At 31.5% G+C, this 24,415-nt stretch carries 21 protein-coding genes, 1 rRNA gene and 1 pseudogene; 3 read left to right on the forward strand and 20 right to left on the reverse strand.

What is annotated here, in order from left to right; all coding sequences use genetic code 11:
* The 8 genes and pseudogenes from ACJQQZ_RS06350 to ACJQQZ_RS06385 all read right to left on the reverse strand — a co-directional run.
* Positions 1–84, reverse strand: a 16S ribosomal RNA gene (locus tag ACJQQZ_RS06350); the annotation flags it as partial.
* Positions 85–522: 438 nt separating this feature from the next.
* Positions 523–1,587 carry a P-loop NTPase gene (locus ACJQQZ_RS06355; protein WP_002450464.1) on the reverse strand — a complete coding sequence of 355 codons (1,065 nt, stop codon included), beginning with the start codon at positions 1,585–1,587 and terminating at the stop codon, positions 523–525.
* Between the two features lie 146 nt (positions 1,588–1,733).
* Positions 1,734–3,176, reverse strand: coding sequence for an MDR family MFS transporter (locus tag ACJQQZ_RS06360; protein WP_145505354.1), 1,443 nt, complete (start codon positions 3,174–3,176; stop codon positions 1,734–1,736).
* Positions 3,177–3,251: 75 nt separating this feature from the next.
* Positions 3,252–3,719 (reverse strand): SepA family multidrug efflux transporter, encoded by a 468-nt coding sequence (locus tag ACJQQZ_RS06365; protein WP_002450466.1) that lies wholly within the window; start codon positions 3,717–3,719, stop codon positions 3,252–3,254.
* Positions 3,720–3,839: 120 nt separating this feature from the next.
* Positions 3,840–5,177: pseudogene (gene sdrM / locus ACJQQZ_RS06370) on the reverse strand (multidrug efflux MFS transporter SdrM).
* Between the two features lie 221 nt (positions 5,178–5,398).
* A complete protein-coding gene (gene trhA / locus ACJQQZ_RS06375; protein WP_049424626.1) occupies positions 5,399–6,082 on the reverse strand; it encodes a PAQR family membrane homeostasis protein TrhA in 684 nt (227 codons plus the stop codon).
* 18 nt (positions 6,083–6,100) lie between these two features.
* Positions 6,101–7,288 carry a UTP--glucose-1-phosphate uridylyltransferase gene (locus tag ACJQQZ_RS06380; protein WP_145505357.1) on the reverse strand — a complete coding sequence of 396 codons (1,188 nt, stop codon included), beginning with the start codon at positions 7,286–7,288 and terminating at the stop codon, positions 6,101–6,103.
* A 66-nt stretch (positions 7,289–7,354) separates the two neighbouring features.
* Positions 7,355–7,876, reverse strand: a complete 522-nt coding sequence (locus ACJQQZ_RS06385; protein ID WP_002450470.1) for a metal-dependent hydrolase — start codon at positions 7,874–7,876, stop codon at positions 7,355–7,357.
* A 196-nt stretch (positions 7,877–8,072) separates the two neighbouring features.
* On the opposite strand from ACJQQZ_RS06385, the gene ACJQQZ_RS06390 reads away from it, so the two are divergent.
* Both ACJQQZ_RS06390 and ACJQQZ_RS06395 read left to right on the forward strand, forming a co-directional pair.
* Entirely contained in the window at positions 8,073–8,333 is a 261-nt protein-coding gene (locus tag ACJQQZ_RS06390) for a SunI/YnzG family protein (protein ID WP_002450471.1), read from the forward strand.
* Positions 8,334–8,494: 161 nt separating this feature from the next.
* Positions 8,495–8,818, forward strand: coding sequence for a heme oxygenase (locus tag ACJQQZ_RS06395; protein ID WP_145505360.1), 324 nt, complete (start codon positions 8,495–8,497; stop codon positions 8,816–8,818).
* An 80-nt stretch (positions 8,819–8,898) separates the two neighbouring features.
* Here ACJQQZ_RS06395 and ACJQQZ_RS06400 read toward each other — a convergent pair whose 3' ends face one another.
* The 7 genes from ACJQQZ_RS06400 to ACJQQZ_RS06430 all read right to left on the reverse strand — a co-directional run bounded on the left by ACJQQZ_RS06400 (position 8,899) and on the right by ACJQQZ_RS06430 (position 17,816).
* Positions 8,899–10,269, reverse strand: a complete 1,371-nt coding sequence (locus ACJQQZ_RS06400; protein ID WP_145505363.1) for a YjiH family protein — start codon at positions 10,267–10,269, stop codon at positions 8,899–8,901.
* A gap of 281 nt (positions 10,270–10,550) precedes the next feature.
* Entirely contained in the window at positions 10,551–11,516 is a 966-nt protein-coding gene (locus ACJQQZ_RS06405; RefSeq protein ID WP_145505366.1) for a FecCD family ABC transporter permease, read from the reverse strand.
* Positions 11,513–12,544, reverse strand: a complete 1,032-nt coding sequence (locus tag ACJQQZ_RS06410; protein ID WP_145505369.1) for a FecCD family ABC transporter permease — start codon at positions 12,542–12,544, stop codon at positions 11,513–11,515. The genes ACJQQZ_RS06405 and ACJQQZ_RS06410 overlap by 4 nt, the downstream gene beginning before the upstream one ends.
* A gap of 11 nt (positions 12,545–12,555) precedes the next feature.
* Positions 12,556–13,563, reverse strand: a complete 1,008-nt coding sequence (locus ACJQQZ_RS06415) for an ABC transporter substrate-binding protein (protein WP_002450476.1) — start codon at positions 13,561–13,563, stop codon at positions 12,556–12,558.
* Between the two features lie 239 nt (positions 13,564–13,802).
* Entirely contained in the window at positions 13,803–14,882 is a 1,080-nt protein-coding gene (locus tag ACJQQZ_RS06420; protein ID WP_002450477.1) for an alanine/ornithine racemase family PLP-dependent enzyme, read from the reverse strand.
* A gap of 4 nt (positions 14,883–14,886) precedes the next feature.
* A complete protein-coding gene (locus tag ACJQQZ_RS06425; protein WP_002450478.1) occupies positions 14,887–16,644 on the reverse strand; it encodes an IucA/IucC family protein in 1,758 nt (585 codons plus the stop codon).
* Positions 16,641–17,816: an MFS transporter gene (locus ACJQQZ_RS06430; protein WP_002450479.1), complete on the reverse strand. Its 1,176-nt coding sequence runs from the start codon at positions 17,814–17,816 to the stop codon at positions 16,641–16,643. The genes ACJQQZ_RS06425 and ACJQQZ_RS06430 overlap by 4 nt, the downstream gene beginning before the upstream one ends.
* 102 nt (positions 17,817–17,918) lie before the next feature.
* Between ACJQQZ_RS06430 and ACJQQZ_RS06435 the strand changes: the two genes are divergently transcribed.
* Positions 17,919–19,874: an IucA/IucC family protein gene (locus tag ACJQQZ_RS06435; protein WP_145505372.1), complete on the forward strand. Its 1,956-nt coding sequence runs from the start codon at positions 17,919–17,921 to the stop codon at positions 19,872–19,874.
* A 92-nt stretch (positions 19,875–19,966) separates the two neighbouring features.
* Here ACJQQZ_RS06435 and ACJQQZ_RS06440 read toward each other — a convergent pair whose 3' ends face one another.
* From ACJQQZ_RS06440 to ACJQQZ_RS06460, 5 genes are all read right to left on the reverse strand, one after another.
* Positions 19,967–20,488, reverse strand: a complete 522-nt coding sequence (locus tag ACJQQZ_RS06440) for an Asp23/Gls24 family envelope stress response protein (protein WP_002450481.1) — start codon at positions 20,486–20,488, stop codon at positions 19,967–19,969.
* Between the two features lie 83 nt (positions 20,489–20,571).
* The gene (locus tag ACJQQZ_RS06445; RefSeq protein ID WP_002450482.1) at positions 20,572–20,811 is read right to left on the reverse strand and encodes a DUF2273 domain-containing protein; all 240 of its coding nucleotides are present in this window, start codon (positions 20,809–20,811) and stop codon (positions 20,572–20,574) included.
* Positions 20,812–20,823: 12 nt separating this feature from the next.
* Complete coding sequence (amaP, locus tag ACJQQZ_RS06450; RefSeq protein ID WP_002450483.1) at positions 20,824–21,360, reverse strand: alkaline shock response membrane anchor protein AmaP; 537 nt, start codon at positions 21,358–21,360, stop codon at positions 20,824–20,826.
* A gap of 183 nt (positions 21,361–21,543) precedes the next feature.
* The gene (locus ACJQQZ_RS06455) at positions 21,544–23,106 is read right to left on the reverse strand and encodes a BCCT family transporter (RefSeq protein WP_145505378.1); all 1,563 of its coding nucleotides are present in this window, start codon (positions 23,104–23,106) and stop codon (positions 21,544–21,546) included.
* 295 nt (positions 23,107–23,401) lie between these two features.
* Positions 23,402–24,409 carry a zinc-binding alcohol dehydrogenase family protein gene (locus tag ACJQQZ_RS06460; RefSeq protein WP_145505381.1) on the reverse strand — a complete coding sequence of 336 codons (1,008 nt, stop codon included), beginning with the start codon at positions 24,407–24,409 and terminating at the stop codon, positions 23,402–23,404.
* Positions 24,410–24,415: the final 6 nt, after the last annotated feature.

The raw sequence follows: 24,415 nt of genomic DNA on the forward strand, positions 1-24,415 counted from the left end.
AAGCTCCTTATCTGTTCGCTCGACTTGCATGTATTAGGCACGCCGCCAGCGTTCATCCTGAGCCAGGATCAAACTCTCCATAAAAAATTATGATGTTTGATTAGCTCATAAAACTAAATTAATTGTTGTAACTTTCGTTACATTATTGGAATTAACGTTGACATATTGTCATTCAGTTTTCAATGTTCATTTGAAACAATCTTCATTATTATATAACTTCTTTAATTCGAAGTCAATATTTAATTAAGATTACTTTATTAAGTCTAAACGATTTGTTTCCGCTTTGCAATAGTAAGTTTTACACTTTCTTAACGAAATTTTATTAAACTTAACTTGTCGTTTTTGACGACTTTTATATAATATCAATTTAATGTTTTGAAGTCAATAATAAAATCAAAGTTTTTTTATTGATATTTTGGAGTTGAATAACTCACAAGAAAATATTCTAACAGGATTTTTCTAAAATGCAATAGAAAAAGCGTATAAAATTATAGTTAATTTTATACGCTTAATAACTTTTTGTTACTTTTGTGTACTTGCGATTACTTTTTGAGCAATTGTCTGATAGATTTTGCCTAATCTATCTTCAGGTTGATAGATAGACGGAGAAAAATCTGTAGGGTCCCATGTTGGTTGTTCTAATGGTAATTCACCGAACAATTGAGTTTCTAACTCATCTGCTAGTTTCGTTCCGCCACCTTTACCAAACACGTATTCTTTATTGCCAGTTTCTTTACTTTCAAAATAACTCATGTTTTCAATTACACCTAAAATTGAATGGTCTGTATGTTTAGCCATAGCACCTGCTCTCGCAGCAACAAATGCTGCAGTTGGATGAGGTGTAGTGACAATAATTTCTTTACTAGAAGGAAGCATAGAATGAACATCTAGCGCAACATCACCAGTACCTGGAGGTAAATCTAATAATAAGTAATCTAGATCACCCCATTTTACTTCCGTGAAAAAGTTAGTAAGCATTTTACCTAACATTGGTCCTCTCCAAATGACTGGTGCATTTTCTTCAACAAAGAAAGCCATAGAAATAACTTTAACGCCATATCTTTCAACTGGGATAACTTCTTTCCCTTCGATACCAGGTTTTTCATCAATGCCCATCATATCAGGTACACTAAATCCATAAATATCAGCATCTACTAGTCCAACTTTTTTTCCTTCTCTAGCTAAAGCAACTGCTAGATTAACTGCAACTGTTGATTTTCCAACGCCGCCTTTACCTGACGCAATTGCTATAAATTCAACAGAATTATTCTTTGATAATAATCCTTCTATCGTTTTAGGCTTTTCAGTACCTTTACCTCTATACTGTTCAACTGTACCTGCAGGTAACTCTTCGAATCTAATACCTACTGTTTTCGCTCCATTTTCTTTTAGCGTTTTAACTACAGCCATTTGTAAGTCTAGTTGAGGTTGTCCACCTAATTGTGCCATAGCAATTTTAACACTAACATGTTCAATTTCTTCTTTAATAGAAACATCAACTATTCCGTTAGTTTCTTTTAAAGGTACATCAATAATTGGATCTTTTATTTCTCCAACTAATTCTTTGACTTGATTTACCGTTAACAAAGTAAATCCCCCTTATTTATATTGTCTCAACTAAATAACTATACTGTGCTATTACCTAGTCTATCTTTTTTAGTATAAGACTTTTTATGTAATAAAAAAAGAAGTTAGCTTTAAATAAATAGCTAACTTCTATGATTTCATGATTTTTATACTTCTCTAATATTTTTATTCTTATTTCTAGGTTCTTTGATGAATAATGCGAAACTAAATGCAACTACTACGAATAATGTTACTAACGCAAATGATACATCTACACCTGCAGCAACGGTTTGTCGCTGTATCATTTCTTTACTTTCTGATGTTGCTATTGTAGATCCTAACCATTTTGAGCCCATACTCATAAATGTAACCATTAAAGCTGTTCCTAAAGATCCAGCCATAACACGTCCAAAGTTCATAATGGCTGTACCATGGGAAATGTTTTTATTTTCTAGTGCGTTAATACCAGCTGTATTAATAGGCATCATTAATAAAGAAACTGCAAACATTCTTATTGCATATATAATAATTAAATACATATGGGATGTGTCTGCTTTTAAGAAACACAATAAAAATGTGCATACGGTTAAAATAGTAAAACCGGAAATGATAAGAGGCCTTGGACCATATTTATCATAAAAACTACCTGTAAACACAGACATTAAGCCATTAATTATCGCACCAGGCATGATGACTAGACCTGATAATAATGCGGACAATGCTAAAGCATTTTGTACATATAATGGAATTAATAATGCAGGTCCAACCATGGACATCATCACTATCATTGAAGTAATCGTACTAAAACAAAAAGTTCTCGTCTTAAACACTTTTAAATTAAGTAATGGATTGGAAATTGTTAATTGACGTCTAACAAATATCAATATGATTATCAAACTTACTATTAATGTAACTATGATAATTGGATTCGCGAAGCCTAAACTACCCGCACTACTGAATGCATATAACATCATACCAAATCCAACTGTTGAATATAATATAGAACGTTTATCGAGCTTAGTTTGCTTAGTTTCGTTATAGCTTGAAATAAATATAAAACCGAAGACAAGTGCAATTAATGCGATACCAACTATAATTATGAATGGTACTCTCCAACTCACATGATCAATAATTAAACCTGTGAACGTAGGTCCGATTGCAGGTGCAAATTGAATTACTAAACCAGCTAATCCCATTGCAAATCCACGTCTTTCCTTAGAAAACAGTGTAAACAATGTAAATTGCATAAGAGGCATTAATACACCTGCACCCATAGCTTGAATAACTCTCGCAGTCATTAAGACACCAAAATTAGGTGCAATGGCAGCTACAATCGATCCAATTAAAAAGGTACCCATTGCAGATAAATATAATGGTCTCGTTTTAACTCGATCCATTAAATATGCTGTTAACGGAATCATAACACCATTAACTAACATAAATCCCGTTATCAACCACTGAGATGTACTTTCATCGATTTTTAATTCTCTCATAATATGCGGTAAAGCTGTATTCAATAATGTTTGATTTAAAATAGCTACAAAAGCACTAATTAGCATTACAGAAACAATTAAATTCCTTCGTCTTTTATTAATTTCTATATTGCTCATGAACATAATCTCCTTTATTCAATAATAGTATTTCATTCAAACAAACTACGAAAAACTATTCAAATTTAGTGCTCATTACTTTTTATTATTTAAATTTGTGCTATCTGGATAGAAAATTTCTTTACAAATATATAAAAATCCTATAATTACCATAATCACCCAAAACTTAATATCTATATATGTGTAATGGACATGTATTATAAAGTAAAACAATATTGTCGTAACAGAGTATCCTATTAAATGATAAGTAACTCCTTGAAAGTATGGGTTTTGTGGCAAGCGTTTTCTAAAGTAATCCATAAGATGTTCTACTGCGAATAAAGTGAAATATCCTAAAACAATATAGCTTCCATAATAGAAAATATTGTCGTAAAAGCTTTTATTATAGCCAAAATAACCTAATTTAAAATATATCAAAATCCTACTTAAGCCATATAAACCAAACCCTAAAAACATTAAAAAAATCGTTCCTGAAATAATAAAAATAGTAAGAACAATAAGTGTAGATATTAAATTATACATCTTATTTCTAAAAAACTTCATTACACTTATCCTCCTCCTATTTTGAATACATAAAGTATTTTACCATTAATCGATGACCTTATAAAATTATAAAAACGCCCACAATTCATGTAGGCGTTCTAAACGATTTGTTAAATTTTATTAGTTAGTCACCGGTTTGTTTTTATAAATGAAACTCCATATCGCCACTAATACAATTGCAATAACAATGGCTAATCCTAATACATTATGCAAGTTGCTACCGAACAACCCTGATTTCATAGCATACATATAGCCCATAACAGTTGATCCAATTGATGACCCTAGGTTTTTAGTCAAAGCGTAAAATGACATCATCTTTTTCATTTGATGTGGTGACGTTTCCTCTTGAACAATGACACTGTCTTTTGTATACACAAACCCAAAACTTAAGCCAGCAAGAATAACGCTAAACGCTATAAGTAAAGGTAGTTTTATACCGAAAATAATAATGATACTTCCAATAATTAGGAACGTAAATGCACCAATATACAATGCTTTTCTAGAAAATTTTGCTTCTAATTTAGCTAGGTTAAAGTTTAATATTATCCATGCCACAGATAATGGAAAAATAACAAATCCACTTTGAAGTGGTGATAAACCTAATTGTTCTTGTAAATATACAGGAATGTATAAATTAAAGCCCATTAAACAAATGGCAATTAATAAATCTGTAATAAATACTAAAGCAATCGATTTGTTAAATTTTACAATTGGTAAAAATGGGTGATCAGTTGTTTTTTCAACTTTATATAAAATAAACCCTACCAATAGTGCAAGTAGTAGTGATAAAACATTCAATACAACCTGACCCTGATTAAGCAAACTAAACATTAATAAACCAATAAATACATAAAATAAACTTAAACCTTTAACATCAAAGTTTGTTTTAGATACGATTTCTTCCTCTGGAAAATGGAATGTAAAAATGACTAATATAATCGCAATAAGTGCAATGGGGATATTAATGAAGAAAAGTCAATGCCAAGTTGCTATTTCAAGAATACCTCCACCTAAAAGTGGGCCTATAATACTTGATACGCCCCAAACACTACCTACAATGCCCATAATTTTATATCTTAATGGAATTTCAAAGGCAAGTTTTGGAACAATTTGTGATAACGACATCATCACACCAGCACCAAATCCTTGAATGACTCTAGATATAATGAGCATCGTAAAAGTTTCACTTGTACCTGACATAAAACTACCAATGGCAAATAAAACTAACCCTGTGATAGCGATATATATAATTTTAAATCGCGACATCAGTTCACCAACAATCGGGTTTGCTATAACTAAAGCAATAAAATATGCTGTAAATACTAAAGAAATAAAGCTTCCAGCATTTAAATCTTGACGAATGGTCGGCATTGCTAGTGAAATAATTGACGCTTCAATTGCAGCCATAAACATTATCAAAATTAACGCTAATACCGTTATCATCGATTTTAATCTCATTTAGTTGTCCTCCAACTTAATTTTTCTTACAACTCAATCTATATTATAGACTTTCATTTAATAAAACAATCATTAATTAGTATGACTTTTTCAATTAGTTATATTTTATCTTATTTTTCTACCTGTAAAAAAAGATATCTCTTTTTTAAATGATTTCTAATTAATTAAAAAAGTAACTAGAGACATCATCGTAATATCCCTAGTTACCTTATATTTTCTGTTTAAGACATAAAAAATAGTATGCCTATTAAATGGAAAAATGAAGCTATTAAAATAAATATATGCCAAATCATATGAAAATATGGTCGGTTTTTTTGTGCATAAAACCAAGCACCAATAGTATAAGATAAACCACCTAATACAATAAATAGTATAAATATCCATGATGTTCGTAAAACGATAATAGGTGCAAATATAACACCTACCCACCCCATAACTAAATAAACTATTAGACTTAGCTTATGGTTAACATGAGTGGCAATTGACTTATACAAAATGCCCCACACTGTTGTCCCCCATAATAGAATAAACACAGTCCAACCTAACCAACCACCAACTACATTTAAAAGTATTGGTGTATATGTACCTGATATCGCAACATATATCATACTATGATCTATAATTCGCAATACATATTTTTGTACTGTATGATTCGCCATAGCATGATAGACCGTTGATGATATGAACATTAAAAATAAACTTATGACAAATATTGAAATACTTGTCGACAATAATGTGCCGCCCTTATTAAAACTATGCACTGCAGCGTATGGTAATATAATCATTGTACAAAATGATGCAAAGCCATGTGTGACAGTATTACCAACTTCCTCACCAAATGACAAAGGCATAATATCTTTAAAAGAACTATGATTTGATTCAATATGTTGTTCTGTATTTGACATGATATGGACCACCTTAGTTTAAATCATTCCCATTCGTTTCAAATCAGCCGTTGCCGTTTCTACGCTGTCTTTTCCTTCTTTATTTTTCAATGGTGAAAACTCTTCTTCTCTTGATACTTGTAACGTAATAAAGCTAGTACCATAACGGAAAATATCAAAATAGAATAACTCGAATTTAAGTGTTGGTCGTTCAACTACTCCAAAGTCTTCATCTAGTTGTTTTAAATTTTTAATTGCTAAATGATAAGGTAATTCTCTATCAACTGCACTCATAATAAATCCTAATTTAAATGCATGGATACCAATGTTTGCGTTATCAAATTGATTTGCAACATTAGGATCAAGTTCTGAATACTCGAGAACTGTATCTTTACTATCTTTATTTACAAGTCTCCCAACACTTTCACCTTTTTTAGGTTTTATTGTCTTAGACGTAATATCTTTATTATTTGAGACTGTAAATCCTGCAAACATTGGGTCTAAAACTTTAACTAATACATTATCGATATTATTTAAAAATATATATTTAACATTATCTTGTTTCATTTTATCAAGATAGCCAGCTTTTTTAAGTGATTTAAAGATACCACCATTACCATTTGGTGTTTCCATAATATGGCCCGCTTCATTCAACACAAGCTGTCCTGTTTCACTTAATGCAACGATATTATCTTGTTTAAAGAAATGAATTTTGTCTACATCATAATTAAAATACTGTTGCTGTTCAAAATAAGCTAATGTTGCTTCATGGTTGATATCACTTGTCATGATATACCAATCCATCGTATGTCCTGTTTCTTTCTTTAATTCGAGTAATTGACGTGCTTGTAATTCAAACAAACTCACGCCTTCAATTTCAAATGAGCCTTTCGGACCTGAATAACCTAATCTAGTCCCTTGTCCTCCAGCCATTAATACTACTGCAAACTGTCCATTTCTTATAGCTTCAATACCTTGATTTCTATATTCATCTTTCCTTTGTTCGTCAAGTTCAGACTTAACAGTATATTTAACTTCCGAAACATCTGATGCATCTTCAATCGTTTGTCTATTAACATATAAGTTTTTATACATCTCTTGAATTTCTTCTAAATCTAATGATTCAATTTTATCTTCAAGTGCTTGTTTTTCATTACTACTCATTAATTTTTCATATTCGTATAAATGTTGTTGATTAAATTTCTCTAATTTATTTTTCTCTAACATCAATTTGTCTCCTTATGTAAATTATAATTTCACTCGATTTCAAGTTCGAATTTATGTATCTTGTTTTTAATATTGCGTAAATAGGTATCCCCAATGATGTATGATATCATTTACTTCACTTTGAAAAAACACATAAATGGCTCCAACTGTTAAAGCAGTCGCAAGTGATAAATCTACAAGTCCACCTGTTTTAAAATTCAATGGCGTTTTAATTGTTATTGGCAATGGATACAATAATTTAACCCCTTTGGGTGTTACCATGTCTAGTATAACATGTGAAATCAATCCTATGATAATTGCTACTTCATAATATATAGGTGTATCTATGATATGAAGTAAAATCCCTATGATTCCTATAAATAATAATGAATGGGTAAATGTCCGATGACCAAATAAGAGTCGAATTAAAAAACTAAGTATTTTAAATTTCCTACCTATTTTACTTTGAGTATGACAAATATCAGGTAATAAACTAGAAATGACCGACAATACAATAACTGTCACTGATGAAAATAAATCTGTATGAAAATATTGAGTTGTTAGTGCACCTACTAATAGTCCACAAGATGCATGTGTCTTTCCAGTCATAATTACCTCTCCTTTAATAGCAATATTTTATCATATTCTCCTTATTTATACGAACGTATTTTCGGTCTGAGCAATATTAAACTAAATATCAATTAGTATGACTTAATTTTAAAAAGTATCACATTTTATCTTGAAAACGGTTACAAAATGATTTATGATATATATACAAAATTAATTAAAGGATGTGTATTGGATCATGGCAATGACAGTAAAAAAAGATAATAATGAGGTTAGAATCCAATGGAGAGTAGCAGATATCAAAATTCCAACGAATGAAATTAAAAATATCTCTCAAGACCAAGATATTCATGCAGTACCTAACGTTGAAGGTAGAGAAGTTTCTAGAATTGGTTCTACATTTGGTAAAACAAATCGCGTTATTATTGATACAGATGACCATGAATACATTATTTATACTCAAAATGATCAAAAAGTGTATAACGAACTAACAAAATAATCTTTTAATAATAAAGTTTCAATAAACATAAGAGAGACAATGGTATTGCTAAAAAGTGCAATATTCATTGTCTCTTTTTATTTTTAATAGTACTGTTGAAAGACTATAATTTAATTAGAACACAATTACGACTAATACAAATATATAAGGAGTGATTTTTAATGTTTGTTGTTACAAATCGCATTACTGTAAAACAAGGTTTTGCAGAAAAAATGACGCCAAGATTTACACAAGGCGGGAAGATTGAATCGTTAAAAGGATTTCATAAAATCGAAGTTTGGCAAGTTAATAACGAAGACGATGACACTGAGGATATGTACGTTAATACATGGTGGGAAACAGAAGAGGATTTTAATAACTGGGTAAAAAGTGATGCATTTAAAGAGGCACATCAACGACCTAAAGATTCCAAAAGTGATGAACCATCTCCAGTTATAAGCAACCAAATTGTAAAAGCAAATGTGCTATCTGTTTTAAATCCATAATATTACCCAAAAAGTTAAAATAATAAAAAGCCAAGATGAGCAATTGTTATAGCAACAAATAAGTCATCTTGGCTTTTATATTATAAAAATAGATGTGCGATTAAAGTAATAATAGGTAATGTAATAATTGTTCTGATTAAGAAGATAACGAATAGTTTGCCAATGTTAACTGGTATTTTTGAGCCTAAAATGACGCCGCCTACTTCTGATAAATATATTAATTGTGTAATACTCAATGCACCAATAACAAATCGAGTTAAATCACTATGTGCACTTTCAATTAATATAGATGGTAAGAACATATCTGCAAAGCCAATTAAAATAGTTTGGGATGCATGAGTAGCTTCAGGGATTTGTAATAATTGTAAAAACGGAACGAATGGTTTACCAATCAATTCAAAGATTGGTGTATAGTTTGCAATAATAGTCGCAATCGTACCAATACTCATCACTACAGGTAGTATCACAAACCACATATCTACAACTGTTTTTAATCCAGATTTAAAGAAGTCTTTCACACCTGGTGCTTTAATCCCTACTTCGGTAGCCATATCAAATCCATGACCAATCGCCGTCTTACTTTCAGGAAGTTGCTCTGTTCTTGCATCACTCGATACGTCTTTCGCATATTCATCTGGTATCTTATTCAATGGCCATATTCTTGGCATGATTACTGCCGCGATTAAACATGAAATGATAACACTTAAATAGAATAAGAAAAATTGATCTTGCATTTTAACAGTATCTGCAATAATAATTGCAAAGGTAATTGATACCACACTAAAAGTCGTGGAAATCACCGTTGCTTCCCTTCTTGAATAAAAACCTTCTTCATATTGGCGACTTGTAATTAATACACCAACAGTTCCGTCACCAATAAATGATGCCAAATTATCTACTGTTGAACGGCCAGGCAATGTAAACAATGGTCGCATGACAGGTCTAAATAAAGGTCCTAACAACTCTAATAGACCGTATTCCATAAGTAATGGTAAAAATAAAGCCGCAAATAAAAATACAGCTACTAAAGTTGGTAATAAACTAGAAAACACAAGTCCACCAGTATCTTCTGAATATATCATTTTAGGTCCGACTTTTAGTAACGTCATCCATGCAAAGATAACGGCTAAAACTCTTAATATTATCCAACTCACATTTTCATTAAACGCATTATACAATAAGCCCTTTGGATCTAATTTATCTTTTAAAATCGTAGAACAAATGAGTGTTAAAATCGCCGATAATGTTATAATTGTCACAATGATAAATGGCATCGCCCCACCCACAATATCTTTTAACCAATTAGCTAAAAATGCAACAGGTAGTGTCGTTTGCTTTTTACCATCTTGTTCTACTGGTATAGGAATTAAGAATAAAATGATGCCGATAAGTGACATTGTAATAAATTTAATTCGACCTTTAATGATTTCTTGCTTAGTATATCTATTCATCTTCCGTCATCCATTTCTATCTATTTAAAATACAATTATATATACTCAAATTACATTTATATTTCTTTCTAAACGTCATCTCATATATATACATTTTTATGAATAATTAAGTATTTAATACTATACGCGATTTACATTCAAAGTGCAATGGCTATAAGTTAAATAATTTTAGAATTTCATAGCTACTCGCTTAAACATTTTTATGACATATAAAATGCACCAAGAAACACAATATCCTGTGTCTTGATGCATCATATGTCCATTAGCCGTACAACTTATGATTACATTTTTCTTAATAAGAATAAGAAGTAAGGTGCCCCGATAATAGCAATAATGACACCTACTGGGATATCCAATGGGGGATGAATACCTCTTGCTAAACCATCACCAAATGTTAATAATATCGCTCCAATTAAACCGGACATCATTGCGACATGCATTGTTTTATGACCAACTATTTGTCTTGCAATATGAGGTGAAATTAATCCTAAGAAGCTAATACCACCTACGACTGAAATGGAAGCACCGGCTAACATTACTGATAAAATGAGTAATACCATTTTTAATCTTTTAACTCTAGTACCTAATGCGACAGCGACGTTATCTCCTAATCCTAGGATATCTAATTGATGGCTCAACATTAAAATTATCGGAATAGTAATAATGAACCAAGGTAATACAGATAAAAAGTTTGAAATATTATGACCGTATAAACTACCGGTTAACCAAACGAGTGCATTATTAGCATCCATAGGATTACGAATTAACAAGAACTGCACAATCGCCGTACATATTGCTCCAATTGCCAAACCAATTAAAGCTAAATTAGAACCTTTAACATCAAATTTAGAAATTAAAAAAGATAATATTAGGCTAATCATTAACGCCCCGATAAACGAACCGATAGGCAATATAGCTAATGGTGCAGATGGAAATAACATGATGATAATGACAGCAGCTAAACTAGCACCTTTAGAGATGCCTATCACATCTGGAGAGGCAAGTGGATTTCGAACAACACCTTGGATAATTGCCCCAGATATCGCTAAACTGCTACCGATAATCAGTCCTAATAATGTTCTAGGGATTCTATATTCATTTAAAATAAAATTATCATGTGTGAAGATGCCTTTAATCGCCTCGATAGGATTCACGATTACTGAGCCAATACATAAGCTAAAAATGGCACTAATAACTAATAATATTGTAACAATACTATATCTAATCATATGCTTCTTCCTTGTCATACGCGTTTCACCCCTTTAACTGTGATAAATAAGAAGTAAAATGCACCTACGAAAGAAGTCACGATACCAACTGGAGATTCAAAAGGATGTGTGACAAGTCGTGATAAAACATCAGAAAATAATAATAAATCGGCACCAATTATAATAGTGAGTGGAATCATCAAGATATAATTATTTTTGATATAACGTTTAACAATATGAGGTACGATCAAGCCTACAAATCCTATAGGACCTGCGATTGAAACTGATAAACCCGCTAAAATAATGACTAATAATCCTAAGAGCATTCGAACAACTTGAATTTTTTGACCTAATCCTTTAGCAATATCGTCGCCTAGTTCCATTATTGTTAATTGTCGTCCCATAAGCATTGTAACTATCATAGCCACAACTAACCATGGTGTAATAGCAATCACTTCTGGCCACTTAACACCTGACAATGAACCTACTAACCAAAACATCACTGATGAGTTGGAATCCTCATTTAACAATATTACCCCTTGGGTCATACTACTAAAGAATAAATGAACTGCCATACCTGCTAATGCTAATTTAACTGGAGTCATTGCCTTTGTTGAACCTGAAAGTGTATAGACCGTTAATCCACCTAAAAATGCACCTATCATTGCTAAAATCATGGAATAGCTTTCAAGTGATGGTATTAGAACCGTTATTAATACAATTACAAAAGAAGCACCAGCATTCACACCAAATATTTGCGGTGAAGCCAATGGATTTCTTGTAATAGATTGCATTAGTAAACCTGCAAGTGCCAGTGCACCACCGATTAATAAACCTGCTAACATGCGTGGCATTCTTGAATTATGTATCAAGAATGACTGCTTCGTATCAGTATGCCCTGTAATATAATGAAAGATATCTTTAAATTCAATATGAGAAGAACCAATCGCTAAATTTAAATAAATACAAATAAAAAGAAAGCACACACTCACAATATATGCGAGTGTAGTGCGTTTTCTTTTTTCTTGTAATATAGCGGATTGACTACTTTGTTCTTTCATAGTCATCGTTTTCCACCTTACTTATCGTCTTTATTGTGATCCTTTTTAGAAATCTCAACTAATTCTTTTGCCATTTCTTCAGAAGAAATTAAACCACGAGCTCTTGCCCATAAGTCACGATCTACAACATCTACACGATTATTTTTTACTGCATCAAGTTTTTTCCAAACTGGATCTTTTTGCATTTTCTTGAATGTTGGTTCGTCCGGACTTGCTTTATCAGTCATAATAAACATACGACCTGGATTAACGTCTGACAATGTTTCTGAATTCATTTCTAAATAAGGTCCTTTTAAGTATTTACTTAATCCTTTTGTAACATCTGGTGATAATGCTTCTTTAAATCCTAATTGTGTTAGGAATTGACCAACATATGATTCACTAGGATGTCCTAAGAAACTTGATTTTGCTGCTACAGCTGGTAATACTTTTTCATCTTTATCAAATTTGATGTCTTTTTTGTATTCAGCAATTTTCTTATCATGTTCTTTTAGACGCTTTTTACCTTGGTCTTCTTTACCTAATGCCTTAGAAATTGTTTTGAATGCATCGATATTATCATCATAGTTACCATCGAAACTTTTTAGTTCGATTGTTGGTGCAATTTTGTTTAAATCTTTATAAATTCCTTTATGTCTGTTGCTATCAGCAATAATTAAATCTGGTTTTAACTTACTAATCTCTTCTAAATTAGGTTGCTTACGAGCACCTACTGAAGTATAATTTCCGATTTTATCTCTTAATGGTTTAATAATACGTTCTTTTTTATTATCATCTGCAACCCCTACAGGTTTAACATCTAACGCTGCTAATGCATCTACAAACGAGTATTCAAGAACGACCACACGTTTAGGATGTTTAGGAACTTTTGTTGTTCCCTCAGCATGTTTAATTTCAACCCCATCTTTAGATGCTGATTTATTTTTAGAGTCGTCTGACCCGTTATTGCTTACGCTACCGCATGCAGTCACTAAAACTAAAGCTAACATTAAGCCGAGTATGCTCAAAAACTTGATACCTTTCATTTTTCCACTCCTTAACTATGTATATGCTTACATATATAGTTTATTGATAACGATTCTCATTGTCAATATGATTTTTATAAATTTTATAATTAATTTGAGACCTCTGAATACTTTTATCTTATATAATACGTAATGATTTTATCATTGATTTGAATTTTAATTATTTAAGATATTAAAAAGGAGCACCTAACGTTTTTTCTCAATCTCATATAAGATCGCTGTTGTCGGTGCCCCGCTGTTTAAATATTTGATTTTATATTATGAATTGAACAAAAGGGTTCATTAAAAGAATGTATCATCGTTTCAACTTTCATATCAGTGGCATAAACTTTTTCTAAGTTTTTATTATACATCGAACGAGATAAGGCTTCATAGCTTAATTGAAATTGAATTTTATTACCGATTTGATAATGATCCTGATTGTTTAAATCGATCATTAAATGATCACTAGAGGCGCCAATAATTTGGATATCATTGGCTATAGGATTTATATGAGTTGTATCAGTATCAATGTACCCTATATCAACAATCGCTTGCAAATATGACTGTTTCGTATGGCTATTCATACGTGGTTTTATTTCTAATATTTCCGCTTCCAATACTATCGCATCTTGATACAAATGTGAAACAGGCTTGTCTGTAGTTGTATCGACACCTCTAAATAATGTTTCACCAATTCGTAATTCATTTATTTTACCTAAGTCATTATACATTGTTAACGGTAGCATACTTGAGTTTCCACCAGATACAATTTTCATGCGATAACCTATTTCTCTCTCTATGGCACTCACAAATTTATTAATCATAAAGACGTCATCTTCGATAGGTGTTCCTGATTTAAAACACATAAAATTAAATGACAGACCTATTAATTGAATATGAGATAAATTTAATATGGTTTCTATATATTTAACAACATCGTATGTTAGAACACCTTCTCTACCGTCTTTCCAATCAACCATTAATATTACTTGATGTTTTAAATTTAATTGTTCTGCTATACGATTAAGCTCTAAAATTGTATTTAATTCGGTTTGAATACTGATTTGTGCATTTTTAATCATATTATCTAACTGTGATAATTGTGTTGATCGTAGTATCGTGAATGAACAATCAAAATCAGTTAATTGTCTTATATTCTCTAATCGTGAATCTGCAAAATGAGTGATACCTAAATCAATTAATTTTTGAACAACTTGACGATCACCTGCGATAGATTTAATAACAGGTGTAAATTGTATGTGTTTAGCATCTAAAATTGTTTGAAGTACTTTGGCATTGTATTGTATTTTGGATAAATTTATATTTATATTTGCCATGTACTTACACCTCTTTTTTTATTGGATTTTCCAATTCTGTATTCAAATATTTCTTCACTTTATTTTCCATTCTCATACTTAATAATGCTTTAACTGAAATCTTTTGTCCAAATAAGACACGATGTAAAGCTTCGGCATGATTTTTATTGTCATCAATCGCAGTTTCAATTTCTTGTTGAACTATTTTAAATAATGCCTGTTCATTCACCATGTCATATTGATTAAAATGATGAATTAATTCTGCAAGTTGGTTTTGAACAACGGCATGTTGAAACTTACCTATCACTGCTTCAATTGAATCTGCAATTAAACTTTCATTCGTAATCTCAACATCTGGTAACTTATATTTCAATGTTTGCAAATCAATACGTGAACCACCCAAATCACGGACTAAAAAGTTCATTTGGTAATTAGGGCCAAGATTAACAATAGTATTTTGCATATGTGCTTCTAAGGCAATACCGTAATCTTGAATATACGCTATTAATGGTCTTACTAATGTACTAGTATATTGACGAATAAATCGTTCTATCGATTCTGAAGTGAGCTCGTTATAAGTCCACTTAATATAACTATCAACCACGACATCGTTATCAACTGGATTACGATTCACTAAACTCGCACTTACTATAGTTGAACCTTCTTGAGTTAACACTGGCTTTTCTCTTACGATACATGCTAATTGACGAGCTAAGTCAGGGTCCACATCAACATACTCACCAAATGGCTCCGCAGCCACTTTTAATTCAGGATATATATTCAACATATCTTGCAATGCATAACTTAACTTAGGGCCATCAACCGTTGTTACAGTAGATATCGTACGTACAGCACTTGTTGCTTGTACATTGACTGGCAATTTAATATGAAATGGATGATGCAATAACTCCATCGTTCTAAATGACAATGTGGCTTTAGATTCAACTGTAAATGGGGTTGGTATTAATATTTTGTCGCTAATCCATGTTTTAAAACGTTCCCCAATCACATGGTCATATTGCCAAGGATGAACAAAGATTGCCCGGTAATCATTGATATCTAAATCGAGTGGTTTAAGAAAAGCTTGTAATTTATCTTTTAGTTCTGGAATAACTTGATTAACGATATACTGTTCATCATTTTCCATTGATGTCGTGATGATATGTGATGATGAAACGAGCATAATATGTAATGGAATAATTTTTTCAAATTCTGGTGCATAGCGACGTATTTCCTCTGTCGTTAATGGCAACTTCGTCTTAGTTAAAGGATGTGTAGGATGTCCTTCTAATACTAAACTTTCAGAGTAACTTAAATCATTTGTAGCACCATTATCTTTTATATGTTGTAACCACGTAAAAAAATTAATCGTGTCTGGCAACATTGAAAATGTCATACTTTGATGAATTAATGATGCTCTATTATTAAATTGTTTATATGATTCTACAAAGCTATCCCTACTATGGATAAGCTCATGATATAAACGCTCAGATATTTCAATATCAAAAGCATCATTCAATATGTTAAGTAAACTTTCTAAACTTGTAATTTGAATGCGTTCATCACCACATTGATAGGTGAATGCTCCATCAAATACATATCTTTCTAACATACTTTTTCTTAAAACATAGGCAGTTAGAACTCGTCCATGATATTGTAATTCAATTTTTTCTGTTGTTTTATTTATTTTTGCGTCCTCAGGACATATTTGCTCTTTTAAAATTGCATTTAACATTCTATGTTGAATGTTTTTATCCGCAAGTAACCACTCATTGCGTGTCATTGTGAAATTCCTCCAATTTTATGAACTCGTTGCATTAAGTAAAATATGATCGAAATGGCTACTGTACTTATTCCCATAATTAAAAATGTATTTAATACGCCAAATTTGTCAGCAAAGAAACTCATAATTAAACTTCCTAACGGTATCATGCCTCGGTCCATCATTACAATACTTAATACCTTACCCCTTTCATAATCTTTAACACTATTTTGGAAATATACGCGATTTGTTGTTCTCGCCCATTGGCTAAATAATCCAATTAAAGTAATACAGATAAACATGATTACTAAATTATGAACAATGATACCTAATAAGGCGATGCCAAATAGTAATGAACTAAGATAATACATTTTAACAGCATCGATATAATCGAGAATTTTAGGTAATATCACAGTAGCAATAATGCCTCCAATGGCACAACAAGTCATTGCAATACCAAATATTTCAGATTGTCCTGGGAATACATGATTAGTCAGTACCGGTAATATAGTTGTATATGAAAAGCCGGTTGCCATAATTAATAGTGATGTAAAGAAAATCTTACTGCCTTCTAAATTGCGTTTGAAATAATCCATCACTACTTTTATTGACATCTCTTTTTGATGATCCCCCATATGAGTAGCTTGGATATGTATAGGGAAACATAAAGCTACCGCTATGAGATAACAAATAGCTTGAGCTAAAAATGTCGTTGGTGCATGATAAACTGCTAGAATAACACCTGCTATGGCTGGACCAATAGAACGACAAATATTAATTATAAATGAGTGAAATGATACTGCTTGTGTTGTTGTGATTTTATTAGATAAATCTGGTAAGATCGCTTGTCTCACAGGTGTTTCAACAGCACTTAACATTCCTCGTAATGTCGCATATATTAATACAATATATACTGGAATCTGATTAAATGAGTATGTCATCACACATAGTATTGCCGTCACTAAGAATGATGAAGTTATTGTAATACGCAGTAAATTTCCTTTATCATATTTATCAGCTATAGAGCCTGCCCATACACTTAGTAACAAAATGGGTACGAGCCGGCAAAAATTAACTAAACCTAAATAAACTGCGTTATGATATGTAGTAAGTACAAACCAGTTTAACCCGATTTGCCCAATCCAATTCCCTAAAAACAGAAGAAATGAACTGGAAAAGAAAAATTTAGCCATAAATTTCACCTGTCTTTTTAATTGATAATAATAATCATTATCATTAATATGGATTATACAAATCTTATTAATTTTTGTAAAATATTTTTTTAGAGGTGAATTATGAATTCAATTAAAATTGCAAAAGACAATAAATTTAATTTGACCAAAGATGAGCAAGATGCTTATCAATTTTTAAGTCAATCCCATCCAGAATGGTCTCAATACTTTATTGAAAATGTAAATATCGGTCGCGATAAAGTGACACAAAGATTAGTCACATCCATACATAGAGAAAATTTGGTAAATGGCAATGATCATAGCAGAATATTAAAAAGTAAAGATATTGAAGGTTTATCAAGCCATCGACCTGAAGTTTTAGAAATAGAATTTAAAGCATCTCACAAAAAGTTATATGCACCTATAAGTGGTAAACATGCATTTAATCGTGTAGATGTTGAAGGTCCTTTTTATTATCAATCCATAAATGATTCAATATTTTATCGAGTAGAACATCCGAATGATATTTTAGAATGGGTTTTAATTGAAGCACCGGAGTTAGACAACGAGGCGAGCGATCAATTTAAAGATGATTTAACTAACAGCGCTGCAAATATGATTTTTGCTATTAGCTATCAAGCCTATAGTATGAAAGATGAGTCACGACCTTTGTTTGATATTATTAAAAATCATGACGATAGCTATTTACGTTCAGAACAATCTGTTATTGAAGGTCATCCCCTACATCCAGGAGCAAAGTTAAGAAAAGGTATGAATTCTAGTGAGACATTTAAATATTCTCCTGAATTTGCGCAACCCATTAATTTGAAAATTATTTTGATACATCATCAATTTAGTAGAGTTCAATCATTAGCTAAATCTTATAATGACATGATGAACCAACTTTTCCCTAAAATGTATCAACAACTTCAGGATGAAGTAAAAGAATATCATGATATCAGTCTAGATGATTATCATGTGATGATTGTGCATCCTTGGCAATATGATGAAGTGCTTGCTCGTGATTATAGTAAAGAACTTGATCAACATTTGATCATAAAGACACATTGTACTTTACCGTATTATGCTGGGTTATCATTTAGAACATTGATGCCAAAAGCACCTAATGAAGATCCTCATATTAAATTATCAACTAATGTGCATATTACAGGAGAGATTAGAACATTATCGGAACAAACCACACATAACGGTCCATTAGTGACCCACATTTTAAATCAAATATTAGTTAATGACATGACATTCAAACCATATGCATCATCGGTCATTGATGAATTAGCTGGTATCCATTTTTATAATGGAAACGACCAAGACCCGATACAAACAGAGCGTAGTGAACAATTAGGTACTTTGTTTAGAACCAATATTAACATTCATCTTAAGGAAAAAGGGTTAACATCAATGATTCCATCAAGTCTAGTTGCCCAATATCCATATCACCCTGAGCCGCCAATTGTGTCATTAATTAAGTTATACCAAAATCACAATGACTTCACTTCATACGATGAAGCTGCCCAAGCTTGGATGAAAGATTATAGTCATGCCCTATTAGGCTTAGTAGTGCCTCTATTAACTAAGTATGGCATTGCACTTGAAGCACATCTACAGAACGCAATAGCACATTTTAACGAAGATGGTTCATTAAATCATTTATATGTAAGAGATTTTGAAGGATTACGAATCGATCAAGCTAGATTAAATAGCATGGGTTATGCTACAAATCAATTTCACGAGAAATCTCGTATTTTGACAGAATCTAAAGACTCTGTTTTCAATAAAGCATTTTATTCAACTGTCCAAAATCATTTAGGTGAATTAATATTAAACGTTGTACAATCTGCTAATCAAGATGATTTAGAAGATTTAATTTGGAACGATATAGCGAACATCATACACCAAATTTTAGATACAATTACCGATGTTTCTAATGAAAGAATCTCTGAAATTCAAAATGTAATATTTGCTAAATCAATTGATTATAAGTGCGTGACTACCATGTGCTTAGAAGATGAAGCGCATGAATACACATATATTAAAGTAAACAACCCCTTACATTCTTAATACATGATAATAAGACATAAAAAATCCGTGAGATACGCTTTAAAGTATCTCACGGTTTCTTAATTATAAAACTAAATAACTAAATGGACAGATTATTGTAAACCTTGTCTTTCGTTATTGTTGTTGTTTTGGTTGTTTTCTTTTTCATGTTTTTGTTGCCATTCTTTTTTAGTCATAACATCATCAACTTGCATGTTAACTTCTACAACTTCTAAACCAGTGATATATTTCACTTGTTCTTTAACTAAGTCAGTTACTTTACGGAAGATTTTTGGTGCAGATTCACCATATTCTAAAATAACTTTTAAGTCGATTGCAGCTTGTTTTTCTCCAACTTCAACAGAAACACCTGTAGTTACATTGTTACCGCTTGAGAAAGCATTAGTAAAGCTATCAGTGAAGCCGCCTTTCATATCTAAGATACCTTTAACTTCGCGAGCTGCGATACCAGCAATTTTTTCAACAACTTCATCAGAGAAAGTTAATTTGTTTTCAAATTGAGGTTGTTGATTTTCTTGTTGTTGCTGTTGTTTTTGTTGTTCTTGTCTTTCTTTTTCTTTAACACCTGTTTGGTTATCATACGCTTGTTTTGCTTTATTGTTATCTACTGCCATTTTGCATTCTCCTTTTTAAATAAAATTGTTATTCTTTAATCTTTTTAAAACTTTCAATGAACATCTTAGAAATTAAAGTTAAATTAACTCCATCTATTTAGAAAATTCAAAAAGTCTTGTGTACGGTCTTTAATATACCCAATTCCAATTCCTATTAAACATAAAACAATAATTAAAATGGTTTTCCAGAAACCTAAAGTTAGGAATAATATAGCTATAAGTAAAAATGCTAAAAATCCGATGATTCTCCATTTGAAAGTTTTCAATATGTTAATAAGTTGTTGCGTAGAGTCTTGTCCATTTTGGTTATTATTATTAGCCATGATATCCCTCCCTTACAACACTCTTGGACCAGAAGTTTTCTGATCTTTGACGTTTACTTCTAATTTTCTTACTGGCATTTCAGTAAAGTGTTCAACATTTTGTTTAATATCAGCACGAATACTTTCTGTTAATGATGTTGCTTGAACATTGTTTGGAACAAAGTAATCTGCCTTAATATCAATAAATGATTTTTTCTTCTTGTTGTACATTTTAGTAACAACGTTAGGTTGTCTAACTTGATCATATTTAGCGATCGTGTCATAAACTGTTTTCTCAACGGCTTTTCTTGATACATAGACATGACCATCGTCAAATTCTTTGTACAATCCAGGTTTTCTATACGTAGGTTTAAATATGCTTAGTACTAATATTAAACCAATTAATATTAGCAATCCTGCTAGGCCAATCAATAGTGGTTGGAACCAATTGAATTGTAAGAAGTAATCTTGGTATTGAGAAATACGACTATCTTTAATATACATAAACAATAGGAAACCAACGATGACTACAATAAGTAGGCCAAGGATAAAGTTTTTAAGTCTTTTCACCTCGTATGACACCTCCTCAATTAGTATTATATTTTTTTAGTATCACACAAAATGAGTACCCTATTATAAATAAATCAAAACCAATAATTTAAAATTTAATAATCAGTTTTTATATTTAATTAAGTACTACTTATATGGTTTATTCCCATTTAATTGCAATCGAAAACATTTATTTAAAAAAATCTAAAAACTTTTTTTATCTTTCGAACTTTTATATTCTAATACATCGGAATCTCTATCTTTGACTAATATTTTATTACTTGGTCGTGGTTTTTCTTCACCTAGTGATTTAAATAATGACCATATCATTAAAATAATGACAATTGAAAACGGCAACGCTGCTATAATAAGTAAGTTCTGTATTGCTTGTGTTCCACCTGTATAAATCATGATAATGGCAAATAAAGCCATAATGATTCCCCAACTGACCTTTACAATTGAAGATGGATTAATATCGCCTTGTGAACTGAGCATTCCTAATACGTAAGTCGCTGAATCTGCAGATGTAACAAAGAAAATCATAATTACGATTAACGTAATAATACTTAAAATAAATCCAAGTGGATAATGTTCTAGTGTGGCAAATGTAGCAGTTTCAGTTGCTTCTTTTGCAATGTTAGCAATTTTATTGTCTTGCAAATACATTGCAGATGCACCGAAAACTGCAAAGAATATAAAGCAAACTAATGCCGGGACAAACAATACGCCCAAAATAAATTCTTTAATAGTACGACCTCTTGAAACACGTGCAATAAATATTCCTACAAATGGTGCCCAGGATACCCACCATGCCCAATAAAAGATCGTCCAATTTTGTAACCATTGGAATTTTTGCTGACTTGATGGGATTCTTAAACTCATACTAAAGAAATGGGCTATATAATTACCTAATCCGTTCGTAAACGTATTTAAAATATAAAGTGTTGGACCCACAATAAATAAACCAACTAATACAATAAACGCTAACGCCATATTAATGTTACTTAGTGTTTTAATACCTTTATCGATACCTGACCAGGCAGACCAAGTAAATAAAACTGTTGCAATCACAATTAAGACCACTTGTGTACCAAAATTATTTGGTAGATGAAATAGAAAATGAAGTCCTTCATTAATTTGTAAAGCACCAAAACCTAATGTCGCAGCTACGCCTGTTACAGTAGCGATCACCGCTAATACGTCAATGGCACCTCCTATAGGACCTTTCATGGCCTTTTCTCCAAATATTGGGACTAGAGTTGCACTTACTAAACCTGGATAGCCTTTATGAAAGCTAAAATAAGCAAAGACTAGTGCAACAATGCCATATACTGCCCATGCATGAATACCCCAATGGAAAAATGAAAATTGCATGGCATCGTTGATTGCAGTTTGTGTACCTGCTTTATGCAAAGGTGTTAGTTTAAAAGCATGACTAATAGGTTCAGCTGTTGTCCAAAATACTAAACCAATTCCCATACCAGCACTGAATAACATTGCAAACCATGATGGTAATGAGAACTCTGGATCTTCACCTTCTTTACCTAAAGTAATTGATGCATACCTAGAAAATAGTAAATACACACATACTATTAAGATTAGTAGCACTAATAATAGGTAATACCATGAAAAGTTAACCGCTATAAATGAAGTAATATTTTTAGTAACGGTTTCTAATTGTTTTGGTAATATTGCACCATAAATAACGAATAGCGTACAAATGGATAATGCAACCCAAAATACGATGCTAATAGATTTATCCTTCATATGTAAAACACTCCCCTTTTTTATATCTTTCATATACCCTAGCTACTTACTCCCAATCATATTTTATTTATTTTCAATTTGTATCAATTAATATTTTAATAATTTGTTAAATTTAGATTGATCTATAGATAAATTAAAAAACCTGAGACACGATGTCTCAGGTTTTAATCATATATACCTATTTTGTTGCTTAATAATTCCAGTTAATTCGACGTTTAATATCTATTCATTTCGTCCTAATTAAATTGCTTCTTACTCTATGATTCAATTTTTCGAAATAACTTCCCATAAATAATTAAATGTTGATTACTAACTTACCTATCATTGTATGACTTTCTAATATTTGGTGTGCCTTATAAAGATTGTCTACTGTTAAACCTTCAATCACCTTAGTAGTTGTAGGTTGATAGACACCCTGCTCTATTTTTATTGCAATATCTTTTAAGTAATCATGATGCTTAATCATATCTCTAGTTTGATGAACAGGTCTCGCAAACATAAACTCATGAGAAAATGAAATACTTTTTGACTTAAGTAGATTTAAATCTTGTTTTTCATTAAAAGCTACAATTGTCGCAATATGTCCTCTTGGTCTTATTAAATCAATCATCGTTTCATAATACATATCCGTATTAAAAGTACAGAATATATAATCCACTTCTTCAATGCCTTGTTGAGATATTTGCTGTTTTAAATCTTTTTTATGATTGATTACAATGTCTGCCCCCATGTCGTAACACCATTTCTTTGTTTCATCTCTAGACGCAGTTGTAATGACTTGTAAACCATAGTGATGTGCAATTTGTGTTGCAATACTACCTACACCACCAGCACCATTAATAATTAATATAGATTTACCTTCATTGTCTTTTGAACGTTCTGAAATATTGAAGCAATCAAACAAAGTTTCTGATGCGGTAATTCCAGTTAATGGTAAACTCGCTGCTTGTTCATCTGAAACATTTTCAGGTGCATGAGCGACTAACTGTTCATCTATTAATTGATATTCAGCATTTGAACCATGTTGGATAGGTGAACCTGAATAAAACACTCTATCTCCTTCTTTAAACATAGACACATTCTTTCCAATTGATTCAACTATACCAATAGCATCAAATCCTAAAATTCTTGGTGAATGAGATACTGGCAATTGCCTTTGTTTAGTGTCTACGGGATTTACACTAATACTATTTACTTTCACTAAAATTTCAGTGTCCCTAGGTTGTGGTAGGTCTATGTCATATGCTTTAAAGTGGTTCCCTTCACCTAAGTTAAATGGTTGTTCAAATCCTAATGCTTTCATGCTGCA

It is taken from the genome of Staphylococcus sp. KUGN1 (assembly GCF_045984185.1).
Lineage (GTDB): Bacteria > Bacillota > Bacilli > Staphylococcales > Staphylococcaceae > Staphylococcus > Staphylococcus warneri_A.

Bases quoted from the DNA above. Each gene is read 5' to 3' on its own strand.
- ACJQQZ_RS06435 (WP_145505372.1), top strand. From the start codon at position 17,919: ATGAATTCAATTAAAATTGCAAAAGACAATAAATTTAATTTGACCAAA.
- ACJQQZ_RS06390 (WP_002450471.1), top strand. From the start codon at position 8,073: ATGGCAATGACAGTAAAAAAAGATAATAATGAGGTTAGAATCCAATGG.
- ACJQQZ_RS06365 (WP_002450466.1), bottom strand. From the start codon at position 3,719: ATGAAGTTTTTTAGAAATAAGATGTATAATTTAATATCTACACTTATT.
- ACJQQZ_RS06405 (WP_145505366.1), bottom strand. From the start codon at position 11,516: ATGACAAGGAAGAAGCATATGATTAGATATAGTATTGTTACAATATTA.
- trhA (WP_049424626.1), bottom strand. From the start codon at position 6,082: ATGTCAAATACAGAACAACATATTGAATCAAATCATAGTTCTTTTAAA.
- ACJQQZ_RS06425 (WP_002450478.1), bottom strand. From the start codon at position 16,644: ATGACACGCAATGAGTGGTTACTTGCGGATAAAAACATTCAACATAGA.
- ACJQQZ_RS06430 (WP_002450479.1), bottom strand. From the start codon at position 17,816: ATGGCTAAATTTTTCTTTTCCAGTTCATTTCTTCTGTTTTTAGGGAAT.
- ACJQQZ_RS06445 (WP_002450482.1), bottom strand. From the start codon at position 20,811: ATGGCTAATAATAATAACCAAAATGGACAAGACTCTACGCAACAACTT.
- ACJQQZ_RS06360 (WP_145505354.1), bottom strand. From the start codon at position 3,176: ATGAGCAATATAGAAATTAATAAAAGACGAAGGAATTTAATTGTTTCT.
- ACJQQZ_RS06420 (WP_002450477.1), bottom strand. From the start codon at position 14,882: ATGGCAAATATAAATATAAATTTATCCAAAATACAATACAATGCCAAA.
- ACJQQZ_RS06395 (WP_145505360.1), top strand. From the start codon at position 8,495: ATGTTTGTTGTTACAAATCGCATTACTGTAAAACAAGGTTTTGCAGAA.
- ACJQQZ_RS06385 (WP_002450470.1), bottom strand. From the start codon at position 7,876: ATGACTGGAAAGACACATGCATCTTGTGGACTATTAGTAGGTGCACTA.
- ACJQQZ_RS06415 (WP_002450476.1), bottom strand. From the start codon at position 13,563: ATGAAAGGTATCAAGTTTTTGAGCATACTCGGCTTAATGTTAGCTTTA.
- ACJQQZ_RS06440 (WP_002450481.1), bottom strand. From the start codon at position 20,488: ATGGCAGTAGATAACAATAAAGCAAAACAAGCGTATGATAACCAAACA.
- ACJQQZ_RS06455 (WP_145505378.1), bottom strand. From the start codon at position 23,106: ATGAAGGATAAATCTATTAGCATCGTATTTTGGGTTGCATTATCCATT.
- ACJQQZ_RS06380 (WP_145505357.1), bottom strand. From the start codon at position 7,288: ATGTTAGAGAAAAATAAATTAGAGAAATTTAATCAACAACATTTATAC.
- ACJQQZ_RS06400 (WP_145505363.1), bottom strand. From the start codon at position 10,269: ATGAATAGATATACTAAGCAAGAAATCATTAAAGGTCGAATTAAATTT.
- ACJQQZ_RS06460 (WP_145505381.1), bottom strand. From the start codon at position 24,409: ATGAAAGCATTAGGATTTGAACAACCATTTAACTTAGGTGAAGGGAAC.
- ACJQQZ_RS06410 (WP_145505369.1), bottom strand. From the start codon at position 12,544: ATGACTATGAAAGAACAAAGTAGTCAATCCGCTATATTACAAGAAAAA.